Here is a 21,167-nt window from a genome sequence, read left to right on the forward strand (position 1 = left end):
CGGCCGCCCCGCCCCCCTTCAGAAGTCGCGTTTGTAGAAGATGTCCAAAGAGCTGGCCAACCCGCTGGCAGCTTCCAGGTACACCTTTTTGCTCAGTTTGTAGCGCAACGCAATGGTGTTGGCAGGCTCGAACACGCCCACGCCGTAACGCAGGCTCAACTTCTCGGTCAGATTGCCGCTGGCAACCACGCTGGTTGTGTTGCCAGAACCCTCGGTATCCAGCTGGAAATCGTCAATCCCAAGGCTCGAAGCCAGGCTGCCGGTAATGCCGGCGCTACCGGCCAGGCCCAAGCCCAAGGCCGCTTCGGCGAGCATGTTGTTGTCTTCGCCGGACGTGCCCAACGGCCGCCCCAACACCAGGTACGACAACGCTTGCTCCTGGCTCATGGCCGGTTCCGAGAACACTTTGGTGGTCGGCTGCTCGGCACTGCCGCTCAGGCGGATACCGGCAATGACATCGTCAACCTTGCGGATGGCTTCGATATCCAGATACGGCTGGTCAATCGGGCCAGCGAACAACAGCCGCGCCCGGCGGATGGTCAAGCGCTGGCCGTAGGCACGGTAGCGTCCGTCTGCCAGGCTCAGTTCACCACGGGTGTCGAGGTTATCGCCGATGTGTACATGGCCAAGCAGGTTGGCGGTGAGGCCAAAGCCGCTGAACGACAGTTTGTCGCGACCCACTTCGACGTCAATGTCCATGGCCATCGCCATGGGCGGTTTACCCTCTTCTGTCTGGTGGCCGACGATGACTGTGTCATCCGACACTTTGACGGTAGACGGGGGTAACTCGCGAACAGTGATCTTGCCCTTGGGCACCTGTACCTTGCCGGTAACCGCCAGCTTGTCGTCGATCAGGCGCAGGGTCAGGTCTGGGGCAACTTCCAGCGTGGCATAAGGCTCGACCGTGACCGGCAGTTGCTGGCCTTGCAAGCGCACGTCCATGCCCAGTGCCTGGCCCCAAGTGAGGTTGCCGCTCAACTGGCCACGCCCTGCCTCGCCACTGCGCCAGTTGCCGTCAAGCTGCACGCGCTCGCCGGCAATCAGCGCCTGCAATGACAGGTCCTGAAGGCTGGCCGGCAGTTCAGCGCCGCTGACTTCGCCACCACTGAGCATCAGGTTGCCGTTGACCTGCGGCGCCAGCAACGTACCGGAAAGCCGACCACTGCCATTGAGCTGCCCGGCCAGCCGCTCGACCATCGGCACGAACGGACGGGCTACCGACAGGTCCAGCCCGGCCAGGCGGAAATCACCCGACAACGGCTTGTTCTTGCCCAGCGGGTCGAGCCGGGCCGTGACGTTCAACTCACCCAGGCGCTCGCCGCGAAACGCCAGGCGCGTATCGATGCGCCGCGGTGCCAGTGTGCTGTCCAGGCGCAGGGCCTGGTAAGGGAAGTCGATCCAGCGATCTTTATCCTTCACACGCAGTGTGCCGCCACTGGCATCGACCACGACCGTACCCTTGGGGCCACTGGCCGGGATGTCCAGGTTGATATCAGCATTGAGCAGGCCTTGCCAGGCGAAGTCCTTCGGCAGCCATTGGGCCAGGCTGTCCAGCGGGAACTGCTTGAGGTGGTAGCGCAGCCGCGGGTCGGGGGCCAGGCGCTGGTCATCACCACACAGGCTGGCCTGGCCGGAGCGCCAGCAATGGGCACCGAAATCCAGCTGCCCACTGGCCAGGCGCTGAAGCCGTGCCGGCGCCTGCAACTGCCAGTCCTGGCCACCGGCCTGAATACGCCCACTGGCCAGGCGCCCTCGCCAGTCACCCTTGCTCAACTGGCCATCCAGCCCAAGGTCGAGCTTGAGTTGCGGGCCGTCCAGCGCCAGGGTCAAGGCTTGCTGGCGAATGTCACCTTTGCCGTTGGCCTGAAGCGTGCCCAAGGCGGTATCGCCAAGCTGGATGCCTGTGGCCTTGAGTTCGATTACACCGCGCTGGGCGTTGTCCAGCCGGGCCTCCAGGCCCAGCTGTTGCAGGCGGTTTTCGGCCTGGGCCAACCGTTGGCCCTGCAGGGTCAGCGTACCTTGCGGGGCCTGCAAGGTGCCGGCGAGGTCCAGCCGGCCCTTGACCTGGCCTTGCAGCCTTGGCCACAACTGGCCCAGGCGCGGCAAATCGAGGTCAATTCGCCCGGCCAGGCGCTGCTGCAGGCTGCCACTGCCATTGATGCGGTTGTCACCCAGCTGGATAGCCAGTGCACCGAGCGTCCAACTCTGCCCTGCCCCCTGCGCCTCGGCCTTGAGCACTGCTGGCTGGCCACGCAGACGGCCTTTCAGGTCAAGTTGCGCGTCAAGGGTGAGCGCCTCGCCTTTCAGCTCGCCTTTGCTGCGCAGCGGCCCTGCCAGCGTGCCCGGCAGTTCGGCCAGCCAATAAGCAGGGTCGAGCGCCGAAAGCTGCAAGTCGACATCCCAGGCCAGTGTGTCGGCAAAACGCACGGCAACACGCCCGGCAGCCTTGCCCTGCCCGGCGGTCAGCGCCAGCTGCGGCAACTTCACCTGGCTCAGGTCGCCCTCGAACGGGCTGGCCACGCTGAATGCACCCGCTGGGCCGTCAAGGTCGCCCTTGAAGGTACCCTGATAGATGCCATCGCGATAATGCACCTGGGTATTGAAGGCTTTGAGGGTAACCTGGGGCGGCGTCTCCAATGGATACAGGCGCAACCACGGGAAGTCCTGCCAGTCCAGTTGCGCAGCGGCGCTCAAGCCTTGCTGCCAGTCGGCCGTGGCTTGCAGCTTGAGCCGTTGGGTGTCGCTGGCGGTCAGGTCCAGTGCATCGAGCCTGGCACCTTTACTGTCGACCAGGCCGGACAAGGCCAAGGCGATCGGCGACTGTTCAGCCGGCAGGCTGGCCGTACCCGACAGCAGATACCCCTTGAGCAAGTCGCCTTTTGCATCAAGCTTGAGCTGGTTCAACTGCAAAGTGTCAGGCAACGCGCCCGCTGGTTTGAATGCCTCGGAACGGATCTGCAAGGTCGCTGGCAGGTGCTCGGCCAACGCCTGCAACTGCCCGTTCAACGTGGCGTCGAGGTAACCGCTGCTGGTGCCTGCCAGCTTCAGGGTCTTCTGCAAATCACCCGTGGCGGTCAGCGCCAGCTGCCAGGGTTTGCCCTCTACGGCCGGTAATTGCAGTTGAGCCTGCAGTTGCAGCGGCCAGTCACCCTCGGGCTGCAGGTCACCCTGCACGGTCAGTTTCAGGTCATCGCGCTGCAGGTGCAGGCTGTCGATGCGCATGCCGGTGCTGGTCCAGTGCGCCGCCAGTTGCAAGTCGCCCAGCAGGTCACTGCCGTCCAGCCGCAGTTGGCCGACCTTGACCTCACCCAGTTCGATGGCCAACGGCAAGCGCAGCGCAGGCAGCTGCAGCGGGCCGCTGTCGGCCGGCTCGGCACTGGGTGCAAAGGCCATGTCGATACGCTGCGCCTGCAACTGGTCAATGCACAAGGTGGAACGCATCAGGCACGCAGGCGACCAGGCCAGCAGCGGTGCCTGTACCTCTACTCTGCTGCCACCATCGGCCCAGCGCAGCCTGCTGGCCTGCCAACTGCCCGCCAGGCGCCCCTGAAAATCGGTCACTTCAAGCCCGGGCACCTTGCCCAGCACCCAGCGGCTGCCAGCCTCGGTGCCCACCAGCAGACCCAGTGCCAGGCCCAGGCTCGCGACGACCCCGAACAGGCCCAACAGAATGTATTTGGTCACACGTTTCAAAGCTCAGGCCCCATGGAAAAGTGCAGGCGAATGCCCCCTTCGTCATCCAGCGCCTTGGCCAGGTCCAGGCGCAGCGGCCCGACCGGCGAGACCCAGCGCACACCAAAGCCCACCCCGGTCTTGAGGCTGGGCAACTCCAGGTTGTTGAACGAGTTGCCTTGGTCAACGAACGTTGCAAGCCGCCACTTCTCGGTCAGCGAATACTGGTACTCGACACTGCCGGCCACCAGGTAGCGCCCGCCAATACGGTCACCGTCGCTGTTCTTGGGCGACAGGGTCTGGTAGTCGTAGCCACGCACGCTCTGGTCACCACCGGCGAAGAAGCGCAACGATGGCGGGATGTTGTTCTTGAAGCCATTGGTCGCACTGCCGCCGAACTGTACGCGACCGAGCAAGCGGTGGTTGTGGCCGAGCGTGGTCAGGCCCTTGAGCAGCACGTTGCCGTGCAACAGGTTGGTATCGGAAACCAGCCCTTCCTTGGCCGCCTGTACATCGAACTGCAGGCGGTAGCCGTTATGCGGGTCGATACGGTTGTCACTGCGCAGGAAGGAATAGCTGACGCCCGGCATCAGCAAGTTGCTCAGCCCGGAGTCGTCACCCAGCCGATACTCCTCGCGCTGGTACTTGAGCGATATCACCCGCTGCCAGCCACTGGGCAGCTTGCTGTGCCACTCGGGGCCGACCGTCAACAGTTTGCTGAGGGTGTCGGTACCGGCAAGTTCCTCGTTCTGGTAGCCACCCGCGAAGCGCAGCTTGTCGGTCAGCGGCGGGTCGAGGGGAATGTCGTACCACAGGCCGACGTTCTGCCGCGGCGCCGACAGCTCGGTTTCCCAGCCGTAGCTATGGCCCTGTGGGTTAACCCAGTGGCGAGTCCAGTTGGCCTTGCCGCGTGGCCCGACGTCGGTCGAGAAGCCCAACCCCAGGCCCATGGTGCGAGGTTTGCGGGTTTCCAGGCGCACATCCACAGGGACTTCTTCGCCCACAGCGGCGGTGGGCGCTGCATCCACGCGCACACCTTCAAAATAGCCGCTCGACTGCAAGTCATTGTTCAGTTCGGCGATCAGTTCAGAATCGTAGGGAGTCCCCGGTTTGAACGACACCATGCGGTGCAGCAGGTCGTCGTCCAGTGGCGTGTCGCCACCGAAGGTGACGGCACCCAGACGATAACGCGGGCCACTTTGGTAGACCAGTTCGATATCGGCCACGCCAGCCTGCGGGTCGACCGCCAGGCGCTGGCGGGTAAAGCGGCCGCTGAAGAAGCCGTAGCGTGATGCCTGGTTCTGGATCAGGCGCTTGGCATCCTCGTAATGGCCATGGTTGAGTTGTTCCCCGGCACGCAACGCCTTGCTGTCGGGAACGCGGAAGGCCTTCATTTCGCTGGCAGGGCCGTCGATGCGCACGGTCACGTTACGCAGGCGAATCGGCTCGCCGGGGTTAATGCGGATGATCAGTTGTGGGGAATGGTCAGCGTCACTGGCGGGCTTGACCTCGGTATCGATTTGCGCCTGATAGTAGCCAAGTGCCTGCGCCGCTTTGCGCGCCTGCTCCTCTGCCCCGCGACTGAAGCGTAAAAGCGCTTCTTCATCGCGGTCACCCAAAGTGCCTATATAGCCTTCGACATTGGCCTTGAGCGCCTTGTTGGCCGGTTTTACCTTCACCAGCAACTCGCTCTGGCCCCATGCTGCGAAACTGGCGGCCCAGAAAACCAGGCCCCAGGTCAATCTTCCTGAATACGTCATGCGGCGAATGCTACCAGAGCCAGGCGCTCAAGGGAGCCGCCTGGCAGCCTGTTCAGGCAAAAGCGGAATTTGAAGAGACAGGATTCGGATGGAAGAACACCCTTTCCCGGATGGGTCCTACAGCCACCTCGCCAATTTCCTCATAACCCTGACGCTGGTAAAAGGCCAGGTAATGCTCGTTGCCGGTGTCCAGCACTACACCCTGGGTGCTAGGGTCGTCCGCGCACCAGTCATGCACAGCTTGTAATAATTGCTCACCGTAGTGCTTGCCCTGGAACTGCGGGTGTACGCCCAACAACGGCAGTACATGCACCTGGTCAGTGGGCAGGCAGGTAGCCAGCGCGGCCTGATAGTCCATGTAGCGCCGCGTGCAGCGCGGGCCCGTACCCAGGATCATGCGCAGGCGCCAGGCCCAGCTGTCGGCCACGCCCAGCCGGCGCAGCGGCGGCACGATCAGTGCCAGGGCGATCAGGCGGTCCTCCACCAGCAGGCCGATGGCAGGCAGTTGCAGGTAGAAATGCTGGCGCACCCATTCGCGCACCATCACCCGAAGACGCCGCTCATACCCTGGGCGCTGGGCCTCGAAAATATAGGCAAAGGTGGGTTCATGGCGGTAGGCGTTGTACAGCAGCGAACGCGCCTCGCGGCTGTAACCATCATCGAGCAAGCAGACACGGGCCGGGGCGGCGTTGGTATCGGGCATTGCGGGCAGACCTCCTGGAATGAGCATACAGTGCCTTGGAGGTGCCCCTGCGCGCTTCGTTCACCCCCAACAGCACGTTAGCAGCAGGTTCGCCCGGCCGCCACGCTGGTGATGACGGGCGATGTCGGCTAGCATCGCGCCTTTTACCGGGATTATCTTTCCATGAAGATCGTCTGTTTCAACATCAACGGCCTGCGGGCCCGCCCGCACCAGCTGGCGGCGCTGATCGAAAAGCACCAGCCGGACGTGATCGGCCTGCAGGAAACCAAGGTCAGCGACGATCAGTTCCCGCTGGCCGACGTGCAGGCACTGGGTTACCACGTGCACTACCATGGCCAGAAAGGCCACTACGGCGTGGCCCTGCTGTCGCGCCAGGCACCGCTTAGCGTGCAAAAAGGCTTTGCAACCGATGAAGAAGACGCCCAACGCCGCTTTATCTGGGGCACCTTCAGCGATGCCGATGGCAACCCGATCACCATCATGAATGGCTATTTCCCCCAGGGCGAAAGCCGCGACCACCCCACCAAGTTCCCGGCCAAACAGCGCTTCTACAGCGACCTGCAGGCACTGCTGGAGGGCCAGTTCCGCAACGACCAGCCACTGCTGGTGATGGGCGACATGAACATTTCGCCGCAGGACTGCGATATCGGCATCGGCCCGGACAACGCCAAGCGCTGGCTGAAGACCGGCAAGTGCAGCTTCCTGCCGGAAGAGCGTGAGTGGATGGAGCGGTTGAAAGGCTGGGGGCTGGTCGACAGCTTCCGTCACCTTTACCCGGATGTCACCGACCGCTTCAGCTGGTTCGACTACCGCAGCCGTGGTTTCGAGGACGATCCCAAGCGTGGGCTGCGCATCGACCTGATCATGGCTTCGCAGCAGCTGGTGCCACGGATCAAGGCAGCGGGCGTGGACTATGAACTGCGCGGGATGGAAAAGCCGTCGGACCATGCGCCGATCTGGTTGGAGCTGGGCTGATCGTCGGGACAATTGTGAGCTTGCCTTGAGGTTTGCGGTGCTTGCGATATCGAGCGCCGCGCGGGCGGCGCTCGATCTCACAAGCACTACAAGATCCAGTTCTCACCACTCACAACCCCAACCGCAACGCCTCTCCCACCCCCGCCCCGCGCACATCGTCCGCCGCGCTGACCAAGGCAAAGTTGTAAGCCCCATGCGACCAATACCTTGCCTCCAGCTGGCCATCGACCCGCTGCCCGTCCGGCATGCGCCGATAAAGCTCGCCCGGTGAACGCAGGAACAGGCTGATGCGCTGGCCTTTGCCATCTTCAAACACCAGCAGTGCCGCCGGCCCTTGCTCGTTGCTGAGCAAGCGAGCGCCTACCGGTTTGAAGCCATAGCCCGCCAAATCCGGCAATTGACCCACGCGGCTGAAGTGCCGACCCAGCCAGTCGCGCAACTGCCCCGGGTCGCTGGCCTGGATATCCAGCGCCTGACTGCCGGCAAACAAGCGGTGTGCCTGGACGGCATCGGCCATGGGCAGGTCGACCCGCGCCAGGGTGGCATCGCGCACTTGCCAGCCGCCCAGCCCTCCCACACCCAATGCCAGCATCACCACCGCCGCCGTCGCCCAGCGTCGCTGACGACGCTGGCGCAATTGCCGCCGCAACTGCCCAAGGTCCAACTGCGCGGCCCCGGGCATTTCGCCAAACCCGGCCAACGCGGTACGCAACCGGCGGGCATCGGCACGCCAGCCTTCCACCCGCTCCGCAGCCTGTGGGTTGGCCGCCAGCCAGGCCTGCACCTCGGCCCGGCGCACAGGCCCAAGGCGCTCATCGACGTAAGCGTGCAATTCGTCTTCGCTGGGGATCAGGCGCGTCATTTCAGTCTCCGCAAGGCCGGGGGCTGCGGGTTGCCCTCGGTCAGTTCGCGCAAGGCATTGCGCGCGCGCGACAGGCGCGACATCACAGTGCCGATGGGGATACCCAAGGCCTGGGCGGCCTCCTTGTAACTCAAACCTTCGATGCTGACCAGCAACATCAGGGCGCGCTGCTCTGCCGACAGCCGGGCAAACGCCTGCAGGTCGGCCTGGGCCAGGACAATGGCTTCGAGGTTGTCGCCAACCGGCTCGTCGTCACGCTCGGCGCGGCCGAACCAGGACAACCAGCGCGCATGCAGGCGCTCGCGGCGCTTACCGTCGAGAAACTGCCGATAAAGAATGGTGAACAGCCAGGCGCGCAGCGCATCAGCATCGCGTTGCTGGTCACGCCGGCTCAAGGCCCGCTCGACCGTGGCCTGCACCAGGTCGTCGGCGCTGCCCGGCTCGCGGGTCAGCCACACGGCAAAGCGGCGCAGGCGGGCCAGCAGCTCGCGCCACTGGTGGTCGTCCAGATCGTGCATGGCAAAGTCCCGGCCTTTGAAGTTGTCAGTGTAAAAGGCAGACGCCTGGCAGCAAATTCTATTCCCGCCGATGGAATAAGTTTTTCCCTGAGCCGTCGTACCGGCACATTCCCCCAACCGGACGATGACCATGAACTCACCCTTGCACGGCCCGGCCAAAGCGTTGCGCCTGGCTGCCATCGGCGCCGTGATGCTGGCCGCAGGCGCCGGCTTTGCCTATGCCGCCGGCTGGCTCGGCGAAAGCCGGCTGACGCCGCAGCGCATCATCGACACCTTCGAAGCCCAGGCCGGGCATTACCCGGGCTACCGCAAGAACCACGCCAAAGGCCTGTGCGTCAGCGGCTACTTCCAGGCCAGCGGGCAGGCCGCCAAGCTGTCCACGGCGCGAGCATTCAGCCAGTCCCGGGTGCCGGTGATCGGCCGTTTCGCCATCGGCGGTGCCAACCCGTTTGCCCCGGACACCGGCATTCCGGTACGCAGCCTGGCGATTCAGCTGAGCACCGACGACGGCCAAGTCTGGCGCACCGGCATGAACAACCCGCCAGTGCTGGCGGTCAGCACCCCACAAGGGTTCTACGAGCAAGTGCTGGCGGGCGCACCAGACCCAACCACCCACAAGCCGGACCCCGCCAGGCTACAGGCGTTCTTTGCTGCCCACCCGGAAAGCGCGGCGTTTCGCCAATGGGCGGCCAGCTACAAGCCCAGCGACAGCTTCGCCAGCACGCAATACCACAGCATCAATGCCTTCCGCCTGATCGACCCGGCCGGGGTGGCCCACCCGGTGCGCTGGCAGCTTGAGCCGCAAGCCGCGTTTGCCGCGTTGCCTGCCCAAGTAGATGACAAGCAGTTCCTGCAACACGACCTGCAGCAGCGCTTGGCCCAAGCCCCGCTACGCTGGACGCTGCGCCTGGTGCTGGCCGACCCGGGCGATGCAGTGGACGATCCTGCCCGCCCCTGGCCCACCGAGCGGCGCAGTGTAGACGCCGGCACCCTGGTGCTGGAGCACGTCGACGCCCCGGAACAAGGAGCCTGCCGCGACCTCAACTTCGACCCGCTGATTCTGCCACACGGCATCGAGGCGTCAGGCGACACGATTCTCGCCGCCCGTTCCGCCGCCTATTCGGAATCGTTCAATCGTCGCAGCCGTGAATCGCTCAGCACCGGAGCCCAGCCATGAGACCAGAAGCCTTCCACCCGTTCGCCCGTTTGCTGCACTGGTTGATGGCCGTGCTGATCCTGGCCATGTTGTTCATCGGCGTAAGCATGGTCGCCGACCTGTCACCGCGCCACCCCGTGCTGATCAGCCTGCACAAGGCCACCGGCCTGGCCCTGCTGGTACTGGTCGTGCTGCGCATCGCTGTACGCCTGGCCGTGCCTCACCCGCCGCTGCCGCAGGCGCTACCGACACTGCAGCGCCGGGCCGCCGGGGCCTCGCACCTGTTGCTCTATGCCCTGATGCTGGCCATGCCGTTGCTGGGCTGGGCCATGCTGTCGGCCGGCGACTACCCTCGCCCGTTGGGCTTGCCCGCCATCGCCCCGCACAACCTGCAGTTGTATGCCGTGCTGCGCCAGGCCCATGGCTGGGCTGGCTACCTGCTGTTCGCCACGGTGCTGGTGCATGTGGCGGCGGCTTTGATGCACGCGTGGGTGCGCCGCGACGGCGTGTTGCGTAGCATGTGGCCTGGCCCCCTGCGTCGCAGCGACTGACCGGTAGCAGCCCAGGGGTTCGACAAACGATAACCGTTCTTAATAAGATCGGCTTTCACTTGCCGCACTACCCTGGACTGCCCATGAACGTCGCAAAGGATTCTGCAACCTTCCTACCTGCCAGCACGCTGGACTTGCGTCCACTGCTGCTGGCCAACATGGCCTGTACCATGTCGATGATGGCCTTCGTCGCCCTGATCGGCCCGATCGCCCGCCAACTCGGCATGGCCACCTGGCAGGCCGGGGCCGCCGTAACGATGGCCGGCGTGGTTTGGGTGCTGCTGGCCCGGCCCTGGGGCCGGGCTTCAGACCGGCTGGGCCGCCGGCGCATTCTGTTGCTGGGCACTGCGGGGTTCACCCTGGCGTACTGGCTATTGTGCCTGTTCGTTGAAGGTGCACTGCGCTTCATGCCAGGGGCGACCCTGGCCTTCTTCGGCCTGATGGTCGCGCGCGGCTGTATCGGCGCTTTCTATGCCGCCATTCCGGTAGGCTGCAACGCACTGATCGCCGACCATGTCGAGCCGCAGCGGCGCGCGCGCGCCATGGCCTCGCTAGGGGCGGCCAACGCCGTCGGTCTGGTGGTCGGGCCAGCGCTGGCTGCGCTACTGGCGCGGCATAGCCTGAGCCTGCCATTCCATATCATGTCACTGCTGCCGGCCAGCGCCTTCCTTGTGCTGCTGTTCACCCTCAAGCCGCAGGCCCTGCCCCACAGCCACGCCCCCAGCCCGGTGCGGTTAGGCGACCCGCGCCTGCGCCGGCCCTTACTGGTGGCGTTCAGCGCCATGCTCAGTGTCACCGTGTCGCAGATCGTCGTCGGTTTCTTCGCCCTCGACCGCCTGCACCTGGGCCCGGCAGAAGCGGCCCAGGCCGCCGGCATCGCGCTGACTACCGTAGGCGTGGCGCTGATGCTGTCGCAGATACTGCTGCGCAAGCTGGAATGGCCGCCGCTGAAGATGATCCGGGTAGGCGCCACGGTTTCGGCCATAGGCTTTGCCTGCGGCTCGCTCGCGGCTACCGCACCTTGGCTATGGGCGTGCTACTTCGTCGCGGCAGCCGGCATGGGCTTTGTCTTCCCGTCGTTCTCAGCGCTGGCGGCCAATGCCATGCAGGCGTCTGAACAAGGCGCTACAGCCGGCTCCATTGGCGCGGCACAAGGCATGGGCGCCGTGATCGGGCCGCTGGCCGGTACCTTGGTGTATGCGCTCGATCCGCGCTTGCCATTCCTGGCCGTGGCCGTGCTGTTGTTACTGGTCGGGTTGTGGCCGATGCCGCGTGAACAGCGGCTTTGAGAAGCACAGCGCGCAAGCGCGCAGAGTGTGTTTTAATGCGCATCGCTCATTATTATTGACACCTCTGATTACAAGGCGGCTATGGACACGGGGACGCGACTCAAACTGGTGCGTGAACGCAACAACCTCTCCCAACGGGAACTGGCCCGTCGCAGCGGGCTGACCAATTCGACGATCTCGCAGATCGAGCAGAATCGCGTCAGCCCTTCGGTCAGCTCCCTGAAAAAACTGCTTGAAGGCATTCCCATGAGCCTGGCGGAGTTTTTCAGCTTCGACGAGCCGGTGCGTGAAGAGCGCTATGTGTTCCGGGGTGGCGAACAGCCCGACTTGGGCCGCAACGGCCTGCGCATGTTGCTGGTCGGTGCAAGTGTCGAAGGCCGACAGATGCGCATGCTGCGCGAACTGTATGCCCCCGGCGCCGACTCGGGCGAGCCAATCGTGCATGCCGAGGGCGAAGAATGTGGCCTGGTCACTCGCGGCACCGTGGAGCTGTGGGTCGATGGCCAGGTCAGCGTCCTCAACTCGGGCGATGGCTACTACATTCCCACTACCCTGCCGCACAGTTTCAAGAACATTGGCCCGGACGAGGCCGAGATCATCAGCGCCAACACCCCGGCGAATTTCTGACCTTGACGCAACGGGCCTCGCTGAACACGCGCGACATTTATCAATGCCTGCGCAACGCAGCCTTGGGCGTGCACCCACTTGAAGTGTGTGCACGCCACGCTGATAGCCTGGTCGATGTGAGCATTCAGGGTTGGCGATTGACGTTGGCCATGGATGCCGAAGGCCTTGCACACTGCGTCCACTGCCATGCCCCGGGCGGCCAGCAAGCCGGGCTCGAAGATTGGCAGCGCTACGGCACCAACCCGGTCGACCTGCTAAGCCTGTGGGAGCGCACTCAGCTGGAAAAGCTGCTAGCCCCTTGACTCAACGCCTCCTCGACAAAGTCCAGGCGGTCCTGCCCAAAGAACATCGCCTCACCCACAAAACAGGTCGGCGCACCAAATACCCCACGCGCCACAGACGCCTCGGTCGCCTGCTTGAGCGCCGCCTTCACTTCAACGTCAGCCGTCAGTGCGTGAAAAGCCTTTGGATCGAAGCCTGCCGCTGTCAGTGCTTCATCCAGAATGGCGCTGTCGCCCAGGTTACGCCGCTGCGCCCACAGCCCATTGAACAGCGCCGACAGCAACGACTCGAACCGCTCCGGTGAATGCAACTGGGTGCCGATCACGCCGCGCATCAAGCTCAGCGTATTGACCGGGAACCCCGGCGGCATGCCGAACGGCACGCCATAACGTGCGGCAAAGCGCGCCAGGTCGGTGAACATGTAGCGGCCCTTGGCCGGGATCATGGCCGGCGAAGCATTGCCAGTCGCCTGGAAAACGCCCCCCAGCAAAATTGGCCGGTAGCGCAGTGTGGCACCCTGGCGAGCGCACAGGCCCGGCAGTTGCGTCCAGGCCAGGTAGCTGGCCGGGCTGCCCAGGTCAAAATAGAAATCGACAGTGTTGTGCATGGGTTTCGGTCCTTGCTGGGTGAGAGGGGCTTACCAACGTTCCATCCAGGGGCGCAGGTCCAGTTCGAATGTCCAGGCATCTCGCGGCTGGGCGTGCAAGAACCAGTAGCTGTCGGCAATGTGCGCGGGGTCAAGAATGCCATCCTGATCCTTGAGGGCGTAACGCTCGGGGAAGCTGTCACGGATGAATGCCGTGTCGATGGCCCCGTCTACCACCACATGCGCGACATGGATGTTCCGCGGCCCCAGCTCGCGCGCCATGCTCTGGGCCAGGGCACGCAGGCCATGCTTGGCCCCGGCAAAAGCGGCGAACCCGGCTGCACCACGCGTGCCAGCGGTGGCGCCAGTGAACAGAATGGTGCCACGCTCACGTTGGACCATGCGCCGGGCAACTGCTTGAGCCGTGAGAAAACCGGCAAAGCAGGCCATTTCCCAGATCTTGAAGTACTTGCGCGGGGTTTCTTCAAGGATGCTGCAGGGAACATTGGCGCCGATGTTGAAGACAAACGCCTCGATAGGGCCAATATCACGCTCGATAGTCTCGACCAGCGCGGCCACTTCATCCTCCTTGCGCGCATCAGAACCAAACCCATGGGCCTTGCCGCCGGCAGCGTGTATTTCCTCCAGCAGCGGTTGCAGTTTTTCGGCCTGGCGCCGGGTCACGCAAGCGACATAACCCTCGCGGGCAAAGCGCTTGGCAATCTCACCCCCGGTGGCGTCGCCCGCACCAATCACCAGCACTGCTTTTTGTTGTTCTGCCATGCCTGTCTCCATTGGTAAATGATCGTTTAGTAAACGAACGCTATGTTAAGATCGCGGTTATCGTCAAGCCCGCCAGCAGAGGCATGTCAATGCGCTACTCCAATGAACACAAACAGCAAACCCGCGAGCGGCTGCTGGCCAGCAGCGGCGCGCTGGCCAAGCGGGGAGGCTTTTCCAGCACCGGCGTGGCCGGGCTGATGAAAGCGATCGGCTTGACCGGCGGCGCCTTCTACAACCACTTCCCGTCCAAAGACGACCTGTTCACTGAAGTGGTGCGCCAGGAGCTGTGCAACAGCCCGCTGGCACGCCTGGCCAGTTCGGGGGCAAGCCGCGAGCGGCTGGGCCGTTGCCTGCAGCAGTACCTGAGCCTGGCACACCTGCACAATGCCGAGGGTGGCTGCCCGCTGCCGCCGCTAGGTGTGGAAATCGCCCGGGCCGCCGCCCCCGTGCGCGAAGAGGCCGAGCACTGGCTGGTCAGCCTGCATCAGGCCTGGAGTGCAACACTGGAGGATGATCAACTGGCCTGGGTGCTCATCAGCCAATGCGTCGGTGCGTTGATGGTCGGGCGTATGCTGGCCACTGAGCGTGTGCAGTCGCAGGTGCTGGACGCAAGCCGCCAGTTTGTCGAAAAGGCCCTGCATGAAGCGGATTAGCCTGCTACTGGGCCTCACGCTGGCGCTGCCCGCGCTTGCCGATCAAGCGTGCCCACCCGGGCAATACCAAGTGTGCCTGATGGGGTGTTTTTGTGCGCCGATAGACCCTGGTCAGGCCGGCCAGATTCTCAAGGATGTGGAGGTCATGGCGTCTTCCAGCCTGACGTTCGCCTTGCGCCAGGCCAGGGATGAGGCCACCGCCAACGGCGTCGAGCCGATCCCGCTGCATATCAGGGCGCAACTCGAACCCTGGTACGACTTTGCCGTGCTTGACGCAGCGCGCTTCCGGGTGGGTGACGAACAGCAGATGAGCGCGGCCAATGCATTGTTGCAAAATCCTGATGTGAACGCTGTGACGCTGATCGACACGATCATCTTCCGCCGGGCCGACGATGCCGAAAACAACGTTGCCCTGTGGGCGCATGAGCTCAAGCATGTGCAGCAATATCAGGAACTGGGGGTAGAGGAATTCGCCCGGCGCTATACGCGCAACTACGACGACCTGGAGGGACCGGCCTACAAGATCGAGGCAGAGGTGGGCAAGGCATTGCGCGAACACGGCTCGGGCCAGGCCAGATAGCTGCAGCGGTACGCGACGCTGTGGGCGCGCCCGCTGCGCTTGGTTTTTCAGGACGCCGCCGATGCCTCTTCTGCCACCTGCTCTCGGCTGGCATAACGCTGCGCCAGCACCGCGCAGACCATCAACTGGATCTGATGGAACAGCATCAGCGGCAAGATCATCGCGCCAATGCCGCTGCCCACGAACAACACCTGGGCCATCGGTACGCCGGTCGCCAGGCTCTTCTTGGAGCCGGCGAACAGGATGGTGATACGGTCTTCCAGGTCAAAGCCCAGCATCTTGCCCAGCAGGCGAGTGCCAAACAGCACCACCGCCAGCAAAATCCCGCACACGGCGAACAACCCGGCCAGGTGCTGCGGCGATACCGTGTGCCACAGCCCGGTGACGACTGCCTCGCTGAAGGCGGTGTACACCACCAGCAGGATCGAGCCCTGGTCCACCACCTTGAGCCAACGGGCATTGCGCTTGACCCAGGCGCCGATCCAGCGCCGCGCAATCTGCCCCGCCACGAACGGCACCAGCAGTTGAAGGGTGATCTTCAGCACGGCATCCAGGCCAGAGCCGGTGTCGCCACTGGCGCCCAGCAGCATCATCACTAGCAACGGGGTAAGGAAGATACCCAGCAGGCTGGACGCGGCAGCACTGCAAATGGCCGCCGGCACATTGCCACGGGCCAGCGAAGTGAACGCGATGGCCGACTGCACGGTAGCCGGCAAGGCACACAGGTAGAGCACGCCCAGGTACAGTTCATTGCCCACCAGCGGCACGAACAGCGGCTTGAAGGCCAGGCCCAGCAGCGGGAACAGCACGAACGTGCAGGAGAACACCAGCAGGTGCAGGCGCCAGTGCCCGGCACCGGCAATGATCGCCTCACGCGACAGCTTGGCGCCGTGCAGGAAGAACAGCAGGCCGATGGCCAGGTTGGTCAGCCAACCGAAATACACTGCGCCATCGCCCGAGCAAGGCAACACGGTGGCAATCAGCACCACCCCGAGCAAGGCCAGGGTGAAATTGTCGAATAACATGCGCAAATACTTCATCACTGTGTCCATCTTGTCATTGTGCAAGGGCAAACGATAAGGTCTGCGGCTTTTCGCCGCTAACGCCGGAACCCCCACCGGTATCGCTCAACGGACACACGCCACAAAAGGATCCCACCATGCCCCTCTCCCGCCTGGCCGCGCTTGCGGCCGCCATTACCCTCACGTTGGGCCATGCCAACGCCCAGGCCGATGACCAGCTGCAAGCCAAGGTAGACCGTATCATCCGCCCACTGATGCAGGCGCAAGGCATCAGCGGCATGGCCGTGGCCATCTACGCCCGCGACCACGCGCACTACTTCAGCTACGGCGTGGCCAGCAAGGCCGACAACGTGCCGGTGAGCCGTGACACGCTGTTCGAGATCGGTTCGCTGAGCAAGACCTACACCGCCACCCTGGCTGCACTGGCCAGTGCCGAGGGCCAGCTGGACCTCACAGCGCCGGCCAAGCGCTACCACCCGGCGCTGGCCGGCACGCCCATCGGCGACGCCACGGTGCTGGAACTGGGCGCCTACAGTGCCGACTGCCTGCCCTTGCAGTTCCCGGATGCGGTGCAAACCCCGCAGCAGGTCGTCGATTTCTTCCAACACTGGCAGCCCCACGCCAAGCCCGGTACGCAACGCTGCTATTCCAATCCTAGCCTTGGCTTGTTTGGTGACCTTGCCGCCCGCGCGCAGCACCAGCCATTTGCCACACTGATGACCGAAGGCCTGCTGCCGAAAATGGGCCTTGAGAACACCTACCTGCACATCCCGGCCAGCGCCCAGGGCCTTTATGCCCAAGGGTACGATGCCGCCGAAAAACCGGTGCGCGTCCGCCCCGGCCCGTACGCCGACGAAGCCTACGGCATCAAGAGCAGTGCCAGCGACTTGCTACGTTACGTGCGCCTGCATATGCAGCCTGAAGGCTTGCCAGCGACACTGGTGAAAGCCATCGACATCACCCAGCAAGGCTACTTCCAGGTCGGCGCCATGACGCAGGGCCTGGGCTGGGAACGCTACCCCTACCCGGCAACCCTGGCCACGCTGGTCGATGGCAACAGCCCGCGGCTGATCCGTGAACCCCAGGCAACCACACGCTTGCAACCGGCCCTGCCCGCCCAGCCGGCTGCCTGGTACAACAAAACCGGTTCAACCAACGGTTTTGGTGCCTACGCCGCGTTCGTGCCTTCCGAACAGCTGGCTATCGTGTTGCTGGCCAACCGAAACTACCCGAACGAAGCGCGGGTGCGCGCCGCCTTCGAGATACTGTCCGGCCTGTAGTACGAGCAGCGATTGTCGAACAAAACGACAGAAATGTAGTGCCAAAAAATATTCACTACAAAATGGTTGACGCCGTTCATCGCCCTTGTGCATGATGAAGCCGTCTCCCCGATCGGGAGCGGTGGCAAGGGTGTTCCAGACGGCCTGCGCGGTAACGCAGGCCGTCCGTGGAGAGGGAAACTGTCCAAAAGGCAGCGTGAGAAAGCCCCTGTTGCGATGCTGCTGTAGCAGCCTTGGTAGTGCGCTACACCGTGATAGCGCCAACTGTGAAAATCACCTACGAATGGGTAATGGGGGCTTTATGATGAACTTGAACAACAATCCGACTATCGACCAATTGGCCCAGCTGTTCGCCGTGCGCAAAGACAGCCTTGACGACCACCTGCTGTGGGTCAGCCAAACCGGTGAAGTGCGCCTCGACCGCCTGCCACCGAACACCGTCGAAGATGAATTTGAAGAGCACCTGCCCAGCATGCGTGCACGCTTCAAGGTCTACCGCCGTGGCCAGGGCTACGTCGGCAAGAAGGCCGCCGCCGACACCGAGTTCGTTGGCCGCGTGCTGCAGACCCTGCAACAAGAATGGCCCGCTGCCCGTGAGCAGCAGGCAGTCAAGGTGATCGAACCGCTCAATTGAGGGTTCCCGCCTTTACCTGAGCCCGGCCCACTTTGGCCGGGCTTTTTCATGCCTGGCGCCGCCGGCTGCAGGTTTCTGGCAAGGGCAAGGCACCGGTTGCCATCGCCCGGGCGCGGTCGACACCCCATACCAGGGCGCGGGTCATGGTCTCGCCCGGCCGTGTCGGGTAGTACTCCTCCAGCAGTGCACGCCCATCTCCAGCGTACAACCCCAAAAACAGCTGGGTGGCCCCCAGGCGCGACAGGCGCACCTGCACATCCAGCGTGGTGCCGTCACTGAGGGCTTCATCGTGGCTGCGGCTGTGCAGTTGGGCGTCGGCCCACTGCCAATAGGTCTTTTCCCTGACTCGCATGAGCATTCAATCCTCCGTTACTGGAATGCCCCGCCAGAAAACCACAACCTCGGCCAGCCGGCGAGTGCTACCCGGCAATGCCATGAGGCGGATCAACAAAGCGCAATAAAAACCCCGCCATTCAGCGGGGTCATGTCCGGGGGGGCGGGATTCACTTCTTCAGCGGAACCCGCGGCATGAAGCGGCCTTTTTTGCTGCGCTGCAGGTGTGCAGGCTGGAGCTGTTCGGAATCATCCAGCGTCATGTGGGCGAAGCCCAGGCGAAAGGCCGCCTGGCCGCAACGCACCTGGCTGTTGATAGGGAACGCGTCATTCAGGTCTTCGAAAAAGGATTCGCTCATGCCCTGTCTCCCTCCAGTGGCGGTCGCGTCGGCAACCAGAAGAGCTGCCCAGGAAACGCGGCCTGTGAAAATGAGACTAGCTGGTCATTTGCGGACCGCCCGGACAAGATTCCGGCAGCCGACCAGTGGCAACCCGCTCTACTTCAAGCGCACTGCCGTACCGGTGGCAAATACCACGACCATACCGCCCTGTACCGACGGCATGCTGATCTCGAAATCCACACCCACTACCGCATCGGCTTGCAACTGGCGTGCCCGAGCCTTGAGTGCTTCGGTTGCCTGCTCGCGCGCCTCGCGCAGCGCGCTCTCCAGGGTTTGCGAACGGCCGCCGAACACATCACGAAAGCGTGCAAAGAAATCGCGCACGAAGTTGATGCCCTGCACCGATTCGGAGCTGACCACGCCCAGGTATTCGGCAATCGGGCGGCCTTCGAGCTGGCTGGTGGTGGAAATGATCATGGGTGCGCTCCGCTGGCCTGGCAAAAGAGGCCGATTCTAACAGAGCGCAGTCCGGCAGATGGGGCCGCTTTACGCGTTGGCCGCGCGCAAGCGTTGGCCAACGCGCGCGCCAAACACGTTCACCAGCAACCCGACCATCACCAGCAATGCCCCCCAACCTTGGGTTGCGGTCAGCCGTTCGCCCAGCAGCAATGCCGACGAACTCAGGCCAATCACCGGCACCAGCAACGAAAAAGGTGCCACCTTGCCAGCCGGGTGGCGTGACAACAGCTTGCTCCACAAGCTGTAGCCAAGCATGGTGGCGACAAAGGCCAGGTACGCCAACGCCAGCACCGAGCTCCAGCTGATATTGGCCAGCGCATGGCCAATGCGCTCAGGCCCTTCCAGCCACCAGGACAACGCCAGGAACGGCAACGGCGGGATCAGGCCGCCCCAGATCACCAGTGCTACCAGGTCAACCGAACCAAACCGCCGAGTGATGATGTTACCCAGGCCCCACATGGCACCGCCGCACAGGGTCAGCACCAGCGCCAGCATGGGTACATGGCCACCGTCTTCGCTGCCGATCAATGCCAGGCCGCTGGCCGCCACCAGCAGCCCCAGCACGCTGGCCAAGCGCAGCCGCTCCCCCAGGAACAATGCCGCGAAACCGAGGGTGAAGAACGCTTGCGACTGCAAAATCAACGAGGCCAGCCCTGGCGGCATGCCGCTGTACATGGCCTGGAACAGAAAGGCGAACTGGCCCAGCGAAATGGTGGCCCCGTAGGCGATCAGCCAGCGCCACGGCAGTTTAGGCCGCCTGACCAGCAAGATGGCCGGAAACGCCACCAACAAGAAGCGCAATGCCCCCAGCAACATCGGCGGCAAGCCATCGAGGCCAACCTTGATGACCACGAAGTTGACTCCCCAGGCGACAATCACCACCAGGGCGATGAGCAGGTCCTTGAGCGGCATTGCGGGTTCCTTCTTCAGGCTTTTCTAGACATATTTCGTTACAGCATAAGGCTATTCCTTCGGCTGCGACCAGCACAGTTGTGGCCAAGGGTTGCGCAACAGTGACTGTTACTGCATGAAGTGCGAATGCGGTCAGCCTTGGTAACCAGGTGATCACCCGCCAACATTCTGAAGCACGCCTGCAGGCGTTCGTAACATCGTTGCCCCGCAACATGGTCTACCTTGTTAACCGAACTTGAAAAGGAGCGCTTCGTGCAAGGCACAGCTTTCCATATTGATGAACAGGCCCACCGCGTCAGCTACCGCACCCGCAGTGGCACCCAGTGTGCCCTGCCCTACGACCGCCTGATCATGGCCTGTGGCAGTGTGCTCAACCGGCCTGACATGGCCGGCATCGAGCACGTCTTCGATGTCGACAAGATCGACAGCGCCGCACGCCTGGAAGCCCACCTCAACTCCCTGGCCAGCTTGCCCGACACACCGGCACGCAACACCGTGGTAGTGGCCGGTGGCGGCTTTACCGGCATCGAAACGGCAACCGAACTTCCAGCGCGGCTGCGCAAAATCCGGGGTGAAGACGCCGCGTTACGCGTAGTAGTGGTCGACCGCGGCGCAACAATCGGTGCCGCCTTGGGTGACGGCATTCGCCCGGCCATCGAACAGGCCTGCGAGGCGTTGGGCGTGGAATGGATCTGTGGTGCCACGGTGGCCTCGGTAGACCCTGCCGGCGTGCTGCTGGACAACGGCCAGCGCATCGATGCCAGTACGGTGGTCTGGACAGTAGGTTTCAAGGCCAACCCGCTCACCGAACAGATCACCGGCGAGCGCGACCGCCAGGGCCGATTGCATGTGGATGGCAACCTCAAGGTCAAGGGCAATGATGCGGCGGCCGAGTTGATTGGCGTGGCGCCTATAACCTACAGCCAACCCAAGTACGTAACCTGCCTGGACCTGGGCGCCTGGGGCGCGGTGTATACCGAAGGATGGGCGCGTGCGGTGGCGCCGCCGGAGGCCAAGGTGTTGAAATCGCAGATCAACTCCGTGTGGATCTACCCGCCAGCGGCAGATCGTACAGCCGCTTTGGCGGCGGCTGATCCGAGTATTCCGGTGGCCTGACACGGCTTACCGG

General features: G+C 63.7%; 22 protein-coding genes and 1 pseudogene. 11 read left to right on the plus strand and 12 right to left on the minus strand.

The features are described 5' to 3' along the window. Window positions 1-18: 18 nt before the first annotated feature. Genes D8767_RS15745 through D8767_RS15755 form a run of 3 tightly spaced genes read right to left on the minus strand, consistent with a single transcriptional unit; the run spans window position 19 to window position 6,135 of the window. Window positions 19-3,693 (minus strand): translocation/assembly module TamB domain-containing protein, encoded by a 3,675-nt coding sequence (locus D8767_RS15745; protein WP_016714115.1) that lies wholly within the window; start codon window positions 3,691-3,693, stop codon window positions 19-21. Beyond that, entirely contained in the window at window positions 3,690-5,432 is a 1,743-nt protein-coding gene (locus D8767_RS15750) for an autotransporter assembly complex family protein (protein ID WP_016714116.1), read from the minus strand. Before D8767_RS15750 ends, D8767_RS15745 begins: the two co-directional genes overlap by 4 nt. A 52-nt stretch (window positions 5,433-5,484) precedes the next feature. Then, window positions 5,485-6,135, minus strand: coding sequence for an N-acetyltransferase (locus tag D8767_RS15755; RefSeq protein WP_016714117.1), 651 nt, complete (start codon window positions 6,133-6,135; stop codon window positions 5,485-5,487). 162 nt (window positions 6,136-6,297) lie between these two features. Between D8767_RS15755 and xthA the strand changes: the two genes are divergently transcribed. Beyond that, window positions 6,298-7,110, plus strand: coding sequence for an exodeoxyribonuclease III (xthA, locus tag D8767_RS15760; RefSeq protein ID WP_016714118.1), 813 nt, complete (start codon window positions 6,298-6,300; stop codon window positions 7,108-7,110). A 109-nt stretch (window positions 7,111-7,219) separates the two neighbouring features. On the opposite strand, the gene D8767_RS15765 is transcribed toward xthA, so the two are convergent. Next, window positions 7,220-7,972, minus strand: coding sequence for an anti-sigma factor (locus D8767_RS15765; protein ID WP_016714119.1), 753 nt, complete (start codon window positions 7,970-7,972; stop codon window positions 7,220-7,222). After that, window positions 7,969-8,490: a sigma-70 family RNA polymerase sigma factor gene (locus D8767_RS15770; RefSeq protein WP_016714120.1), complete on the minus strand. Its 522-nt coding sequence runs from the start codon at window positions 8,488-8,490 to the stop codon at window positions 7,969-7,971. The genes D8767_RS15765 and D8767_RS15770 overlap by 4 nt, the downstream gene beginning before the upstream one ends. Window positions 8,491-8,614: 124 nt before the next feature. Between D8767_RS15770 and D8767_RS15775 the strand changes: the two genes are divergently transcribed. The 5 genes from D8767_RS15775 to D8767_RS15795 all read left to right on the plus strand — a co-directional run bounded on the left by D8767_RS15775 (window position 8,615) and on the right by D8767_RS15795 (window position 12,415). Next, complete coding sequence (locus tag D8767_RS15775; protein ID WP_016714121.1) at window positions 8,615-9,667, plus strand: catalase family peroxidase; 1,053 nt, start codon at window positions 8,615-8,617, stop codon at window positions 9,665-9,667. Continuing rightward, entirely contained in the window at window positions 9,664-10,197 is a 534-nt protein-coding gene (locus D8767_RS15780) for a cytochrome b (RefSeq protein ID WP_016714122.1), read from the plus strand. Before D8767_RS15775 ends, D8767_RS15780 begins: the two co-directional genes overlap by 4 nt. 83 nt (window positions 10,198-10,280) lie before the next feature. Next, window positions 10,281-11,486, plus strand: coding sequence for an MFS transporter (locus D8767_RS15785; RefSeq protein WP_016714123.1), 1,206 nt, complete (start codon window positions 10,281-10,283; stop codon window positions 11,484-11,486). 81 nt (window positions 11,487-11,567) lie between these two features. Next, window positions 11,568-12,113: a cupin domain-containing protein gene (locus D8767_RS15790; RefSeq protein ID WP_003248033.1), complete on the plus strand. Its 546-nt coding sequence runs from the start codon at window positions 11,568-11,570 to the stop codon at window positions 12,111-12,113. A 2-nt stretch (window positions 12,114-12,115) separates the two neighbouring features. Further along, window positions 12,116-12,415, plus strand: a complete 300-nt coding sequence (locus D8767_RS15795; protein WP_016714124.1) for a hypothetical protein — start codon at window positions 12,116-12,118, stop codon at window positions 12,413-12,415. On the opposite strand, the gene D8767_RS15800 is transcribed toward D8767_RS15795, so the two are convergent. Together D8767_RS15800 and D8767_RS15805 are read right to left on the minus strand one after the other, a co-directional pair. Beyond that, a complete protein-coding gene (locus D8767_RS15800; RefSeq protein ID WP_016714125.1) occupies window positions 12,388-13,002 on the minus strand; it encodes a 2-hydroxychromene-2-carboxylate isomerase in 615 nt (204 codons plus the stop codon). The two genes, D8767_RS15795 and D8767_RS15800, sit on opposite strands and share 28 nt — an antisense overlap. Before the next feature lie 30 nt (window positions 13,003-13,032). Beyond that, the gene (locus tag D8767_RS15805; RefSeq protein WP_016714126.1) at window positions 13,033-13,764 is read right to left on the minus strand and encodes an SDR family oxidoreductase; all 732 of its coding nucleotides are present in this window, start codon (window positions 13,762-13,764) and stop codon (window positions 13,033-13,035) included. Window positions 13,765-13,853: 89 nt separating this feature from the next. Here D8767_RS15805 and D8767_RS15810 point away from each other — a divergent pair, with 89 nt between their 5' ends. Together D8767_RS15810 and D8767_RS15815 are read left to right on the plus strand one after the other, a co-directional pair. Beyond that, window positions 13,854-14,417: a TetR/AcrR family transcriptional regulator gene (locus D8767_RS15810; protein WP_016714127.1), complete on the plus strand. Its 564-nt coding sequence runs from the start codon at window positions 13,854-13,856 to the stop codon at window positions 14,415-14,417. Further along, window positions 14,404-14,997 carry a DUF4157 domain-containing protein gene (locus D8767_RS15815; protein WP_016714128.1) on the plus strand — a complete coding sequence of 198 codons (594 nt, stop codon included), beginning with the start codon at window positions 14,404-14,406 and terminating at the stop codon, window positions 14,995-14,997. Before D8767_RS15810 ends, D8767_RS15815 begins: the two co-directional genes overlap by 14 nt. Before the next feature lie 47 nt (window positions 14,998-15,044). On the opposite strand, the gene D8767_RS15820 is transcribed toward D8767_RS15815, so the two are convergent. Beyond that, complete coding sequence (locus D8767_RS15820) at window positions 15,045-16,037, minus strand: bile acid:sodium symporter family protein (RefSeq protein ID WP_372237738.1); 993 nt, start codon at window positions 16,035-16,037, stop codon at window positions 15,045-15,047. Window positions 16,038-16,156: 119 nt separating this feature from the next. Between D8767_RS15820 and ampC the strand changes: the two genes are divergently transcribed. After that, window positions 16,157-17,299 carry a class C beta-lactamase gene (ampC, locus tag D8767_RS15825; protein ID WP_016714130.1) on the plus strand — a complete coding sequence of 381 codons (1,143 nt, stop codon included), beginning with the start codon at window positions 16,157-16,159 and terminating at the stop codon, window positions 17,297-17,299. A 301-nt stretch (window positions 17,300-17,600) separates the two neighbouring features. Next, the gene (locus D8767_RS15830) at window positions 17,601-17,933 is read left to right on the plus strand and encodes a hypothetical protein (protein ID WP_003253895.1); all 333 of its coding nucleotides are present in this window, start codon (window positions 17,601-17,603) and stop codon (window positions 17,931-17,933) included. A 46-nt stretch (window positions 17,934-17,979) separates the two neighbouring features. Here the strand turns inward: D8767_RS15830 and D8767_RS15835 are convergent, their stop codons facing one another. From D8767_RS15835 to D8767_RS15850, 4 genes are all read right to left on the minus strand, one after another. After that, on the minus strand, window positions 17,980-18,291 hold the full coding sequence (locus D8767_RS15835; protein WP_016714131.1) for a hypothetical protein: 312 nt from the start codon (window positions 18,289-18,291) through the stop codon (window positions 17,980-17,982). 145 nt (window positions 18,292-18,436) lie between these two features. Beyond that, window positions 18,437-18,625, minus strand: a complete 189-nt coding sequence (locus D8767_RS15840) for a hypothetical protein (RefSeq protein ID WP_003253897.1) — start codon at window positions 18,623-18,625, stop codon at window positions 18,437-18,439. 138 nt (window positions 18,626-18,763) lie between these two features. Then, window positions 18,764-19,084 carry a YbjQ family protein gene (locus D8767_RS15845; RefSeq protein ID WP_016714132.1) on the minus strand — a complete coding sequence of 107 codons (321 nt, stop codon included), beginning with the start codon at window positions 19,082-19,084 and terminating at the stop codon, window positions 18,764-18,766. Between the two features lie 69 nt (window positions 19,085-19,153). Further along, entirely contained in the window at window positions 19,154-20,038 is an 885-nt protein-coding gene (locus tag D8767_RS15850) for an O-acetylserine/cysteine exporter (protein ID WP_016714133.1), read from the minus strand. A gap of 246 nt (window positions 20,039-20,284) precedes the next feature. On the opposite strand from D8767_RS15850, the pseudogene D8767_RS15855 reads away from it, so the two are divergent. Beyond that, window positions 20,285-21,154 (plus strand): annotated as a pseudogene (locus D8767_RS15855) (NAD(P)/FAD-dependent oxidoreductase); the annotation flags it as partial. Window positions 21,155-21,167 lie beyond the last annotated feature (13 nt).

The organism is Pseudomonas sp. LTGT-11-2Z, assembly GCF_003691445.1.
In the GTDB taxonomy this organism is placed as follows: domain Bacteria; phylum Pseudomonadota; class Gammaproteobacteria; order Pseudomonadales; family Pseudomonadaceae; genus Aquipseudomonas; species Aquipseudomonas monteilii.

What these genes read in the sequence shown, in the direction of transcription:
- D8767_RS15765 (WP_016714119.1), bottom strand. Translation starts at nt 7,972, where the DNA reads ATGACGCGCCTGATCCCCAGCGAAGACGAATTGCACGCTTACGTCGAT.
- D8767_RS15835 (WP_016714131.1), bottom strand. Translation starts at nt 18,291, where the DNA reads ATGCTCATGCGAGTCAGGGAAAAGACCTATTGGCAGTGGGCCGACGCC.
- D8767_RS15840 (WP_003253897.1), bottom strand. Translation starts at nt 18,625, where the DNA reads ATGAGCGAATCCTTTTTCGAAGACCTGAATGACGCGTTCCCTATCAAC.
- ampC (WP_016714130.1), top strand. Translation starts at nt 16,157, where the DNA reads ATGCCCCTCTCCCGCCTGGCCGCGCTTGCGGCCGCCATTACCCTCACG.
- D8767_RS15845 (WP_016714132.1), bottom strand. Translation starts at nt 19,084, where the DNA reads ATGATCATTTCCACCACCAGCCAGCTCGAAGGCCGCCCGATTGCCGAA.
- D8767_RS15805 (WP_016714126.1), bottom strand. Translation starts at nt 13,764, where the DNA reads ATGGCAGAACAACAAAAAGCAGTGCTGGTGATTGGTGCGGGCGACGCC.
- D8767_RS15810 (WP_016714127.1), top strand. Translation starts at nt 13,854, where the DNA reads ATGCGCTACTCCAATGAACACAAACAGCAAACCCGCGAGCGGCTGCTG.
- D8767_RS15750 (WP_016714116.1), bottom strand. Translation starts at nt 5,432, where the DNA reads ATGACGTATTCAGGAAGATTGACCTGGGGCCTGGTTTTCTGGGCCGCC.
- xthA (WP_016714118.1), top strand. Translation starts at nt 6,298, where the DNA reads ATGAAGATCGTCTGTTTCAACATCAACGGCCTGCGGGCCCGCCCGCAC.
- D8767_RS15770 (WP_016714120.1), bottom strand. Translation starts at nt 8,490, where the DNA reads ATGCACGATCTGGACGACCACCAGTGGCGCGAGCTGCTGGCCCGCCTG.
- D8767_RS15785 (WP_016714123.1), top strand. Translation starts at nt 10,281, where the DNA reads ATGAACGTCGCAAAGGATTCTGCAACCTTCCTACCTGCCAGCACGCTG.
- D8767_RS15830 (WP_003253895.1), top strand. Translation starts at nt 17,601, where the DNA reads ATGATGAACTTGAACAACAATCCGACTATCGACCAATTGGCCCAGCTG.
- D8767_RS15800 (WP_016714125.1), bottom strand. Translation starts at nt 13,002, where the DNA reads ATGCACAACACTGTCGATTTCTATTTTGACCTGGGCAGCCCGGCCAGC.
- D8767_RS15820 (WP_372237738.1), bottom strand. Translation starts at nt 16,037, where the DNA reads ATGAAGTATTTGCGCATGTTATTCGACAATTTCACCCTGGCCTTGCTC.
- D8767_RS15780 (WP_016714122.1), top strand. Translation starts at nt 9,664, where the DNA reads ATGAGACCAGAAGCCTTCCACCCGTTCGCCCGTTTGCTGCACTGGTTG.
- D8767_RS15755 (WP_016714117.1), bottom strand. Translation starts at nt 6,135, where the DNA reads ATGCCCGATACCAACGCCGCCCCGGCCCGTGTCTGCTTGCTCGATGAT.
- D8767_RS15815 (WP_016714128.1), top strand. Translation starts at nt 14,404, where the DNA reads ATGAAGCGGATTAGCCTGCTACTGGGCCTCACGCTGGCGCTGCCCGCG.
- D8767_RS15775 (WP_016714121.1), top strand. Translation starts at nt 8,615, where the DNA reads ATGACCATGAACTCACCCTTGCACGGCCCGGCCAAAGCGTTGCGCCTG.
- D8767_RS15790 (WP_003248033.1), top strand. Translation starts at nt 11,568, where the DNA reads ATGGACACGGGGACGCGACTCAAACTGGTGCGTGAACGCAACAACCTC.
- D8767_RS15850 (WP_016714133.1), bottom strand. Translation starts at nt 20,038, where the DNA reads ATGCCGCTCAAGGACCTGCTCATCGCCCTGGTGGTGATTGTCGCCTGG.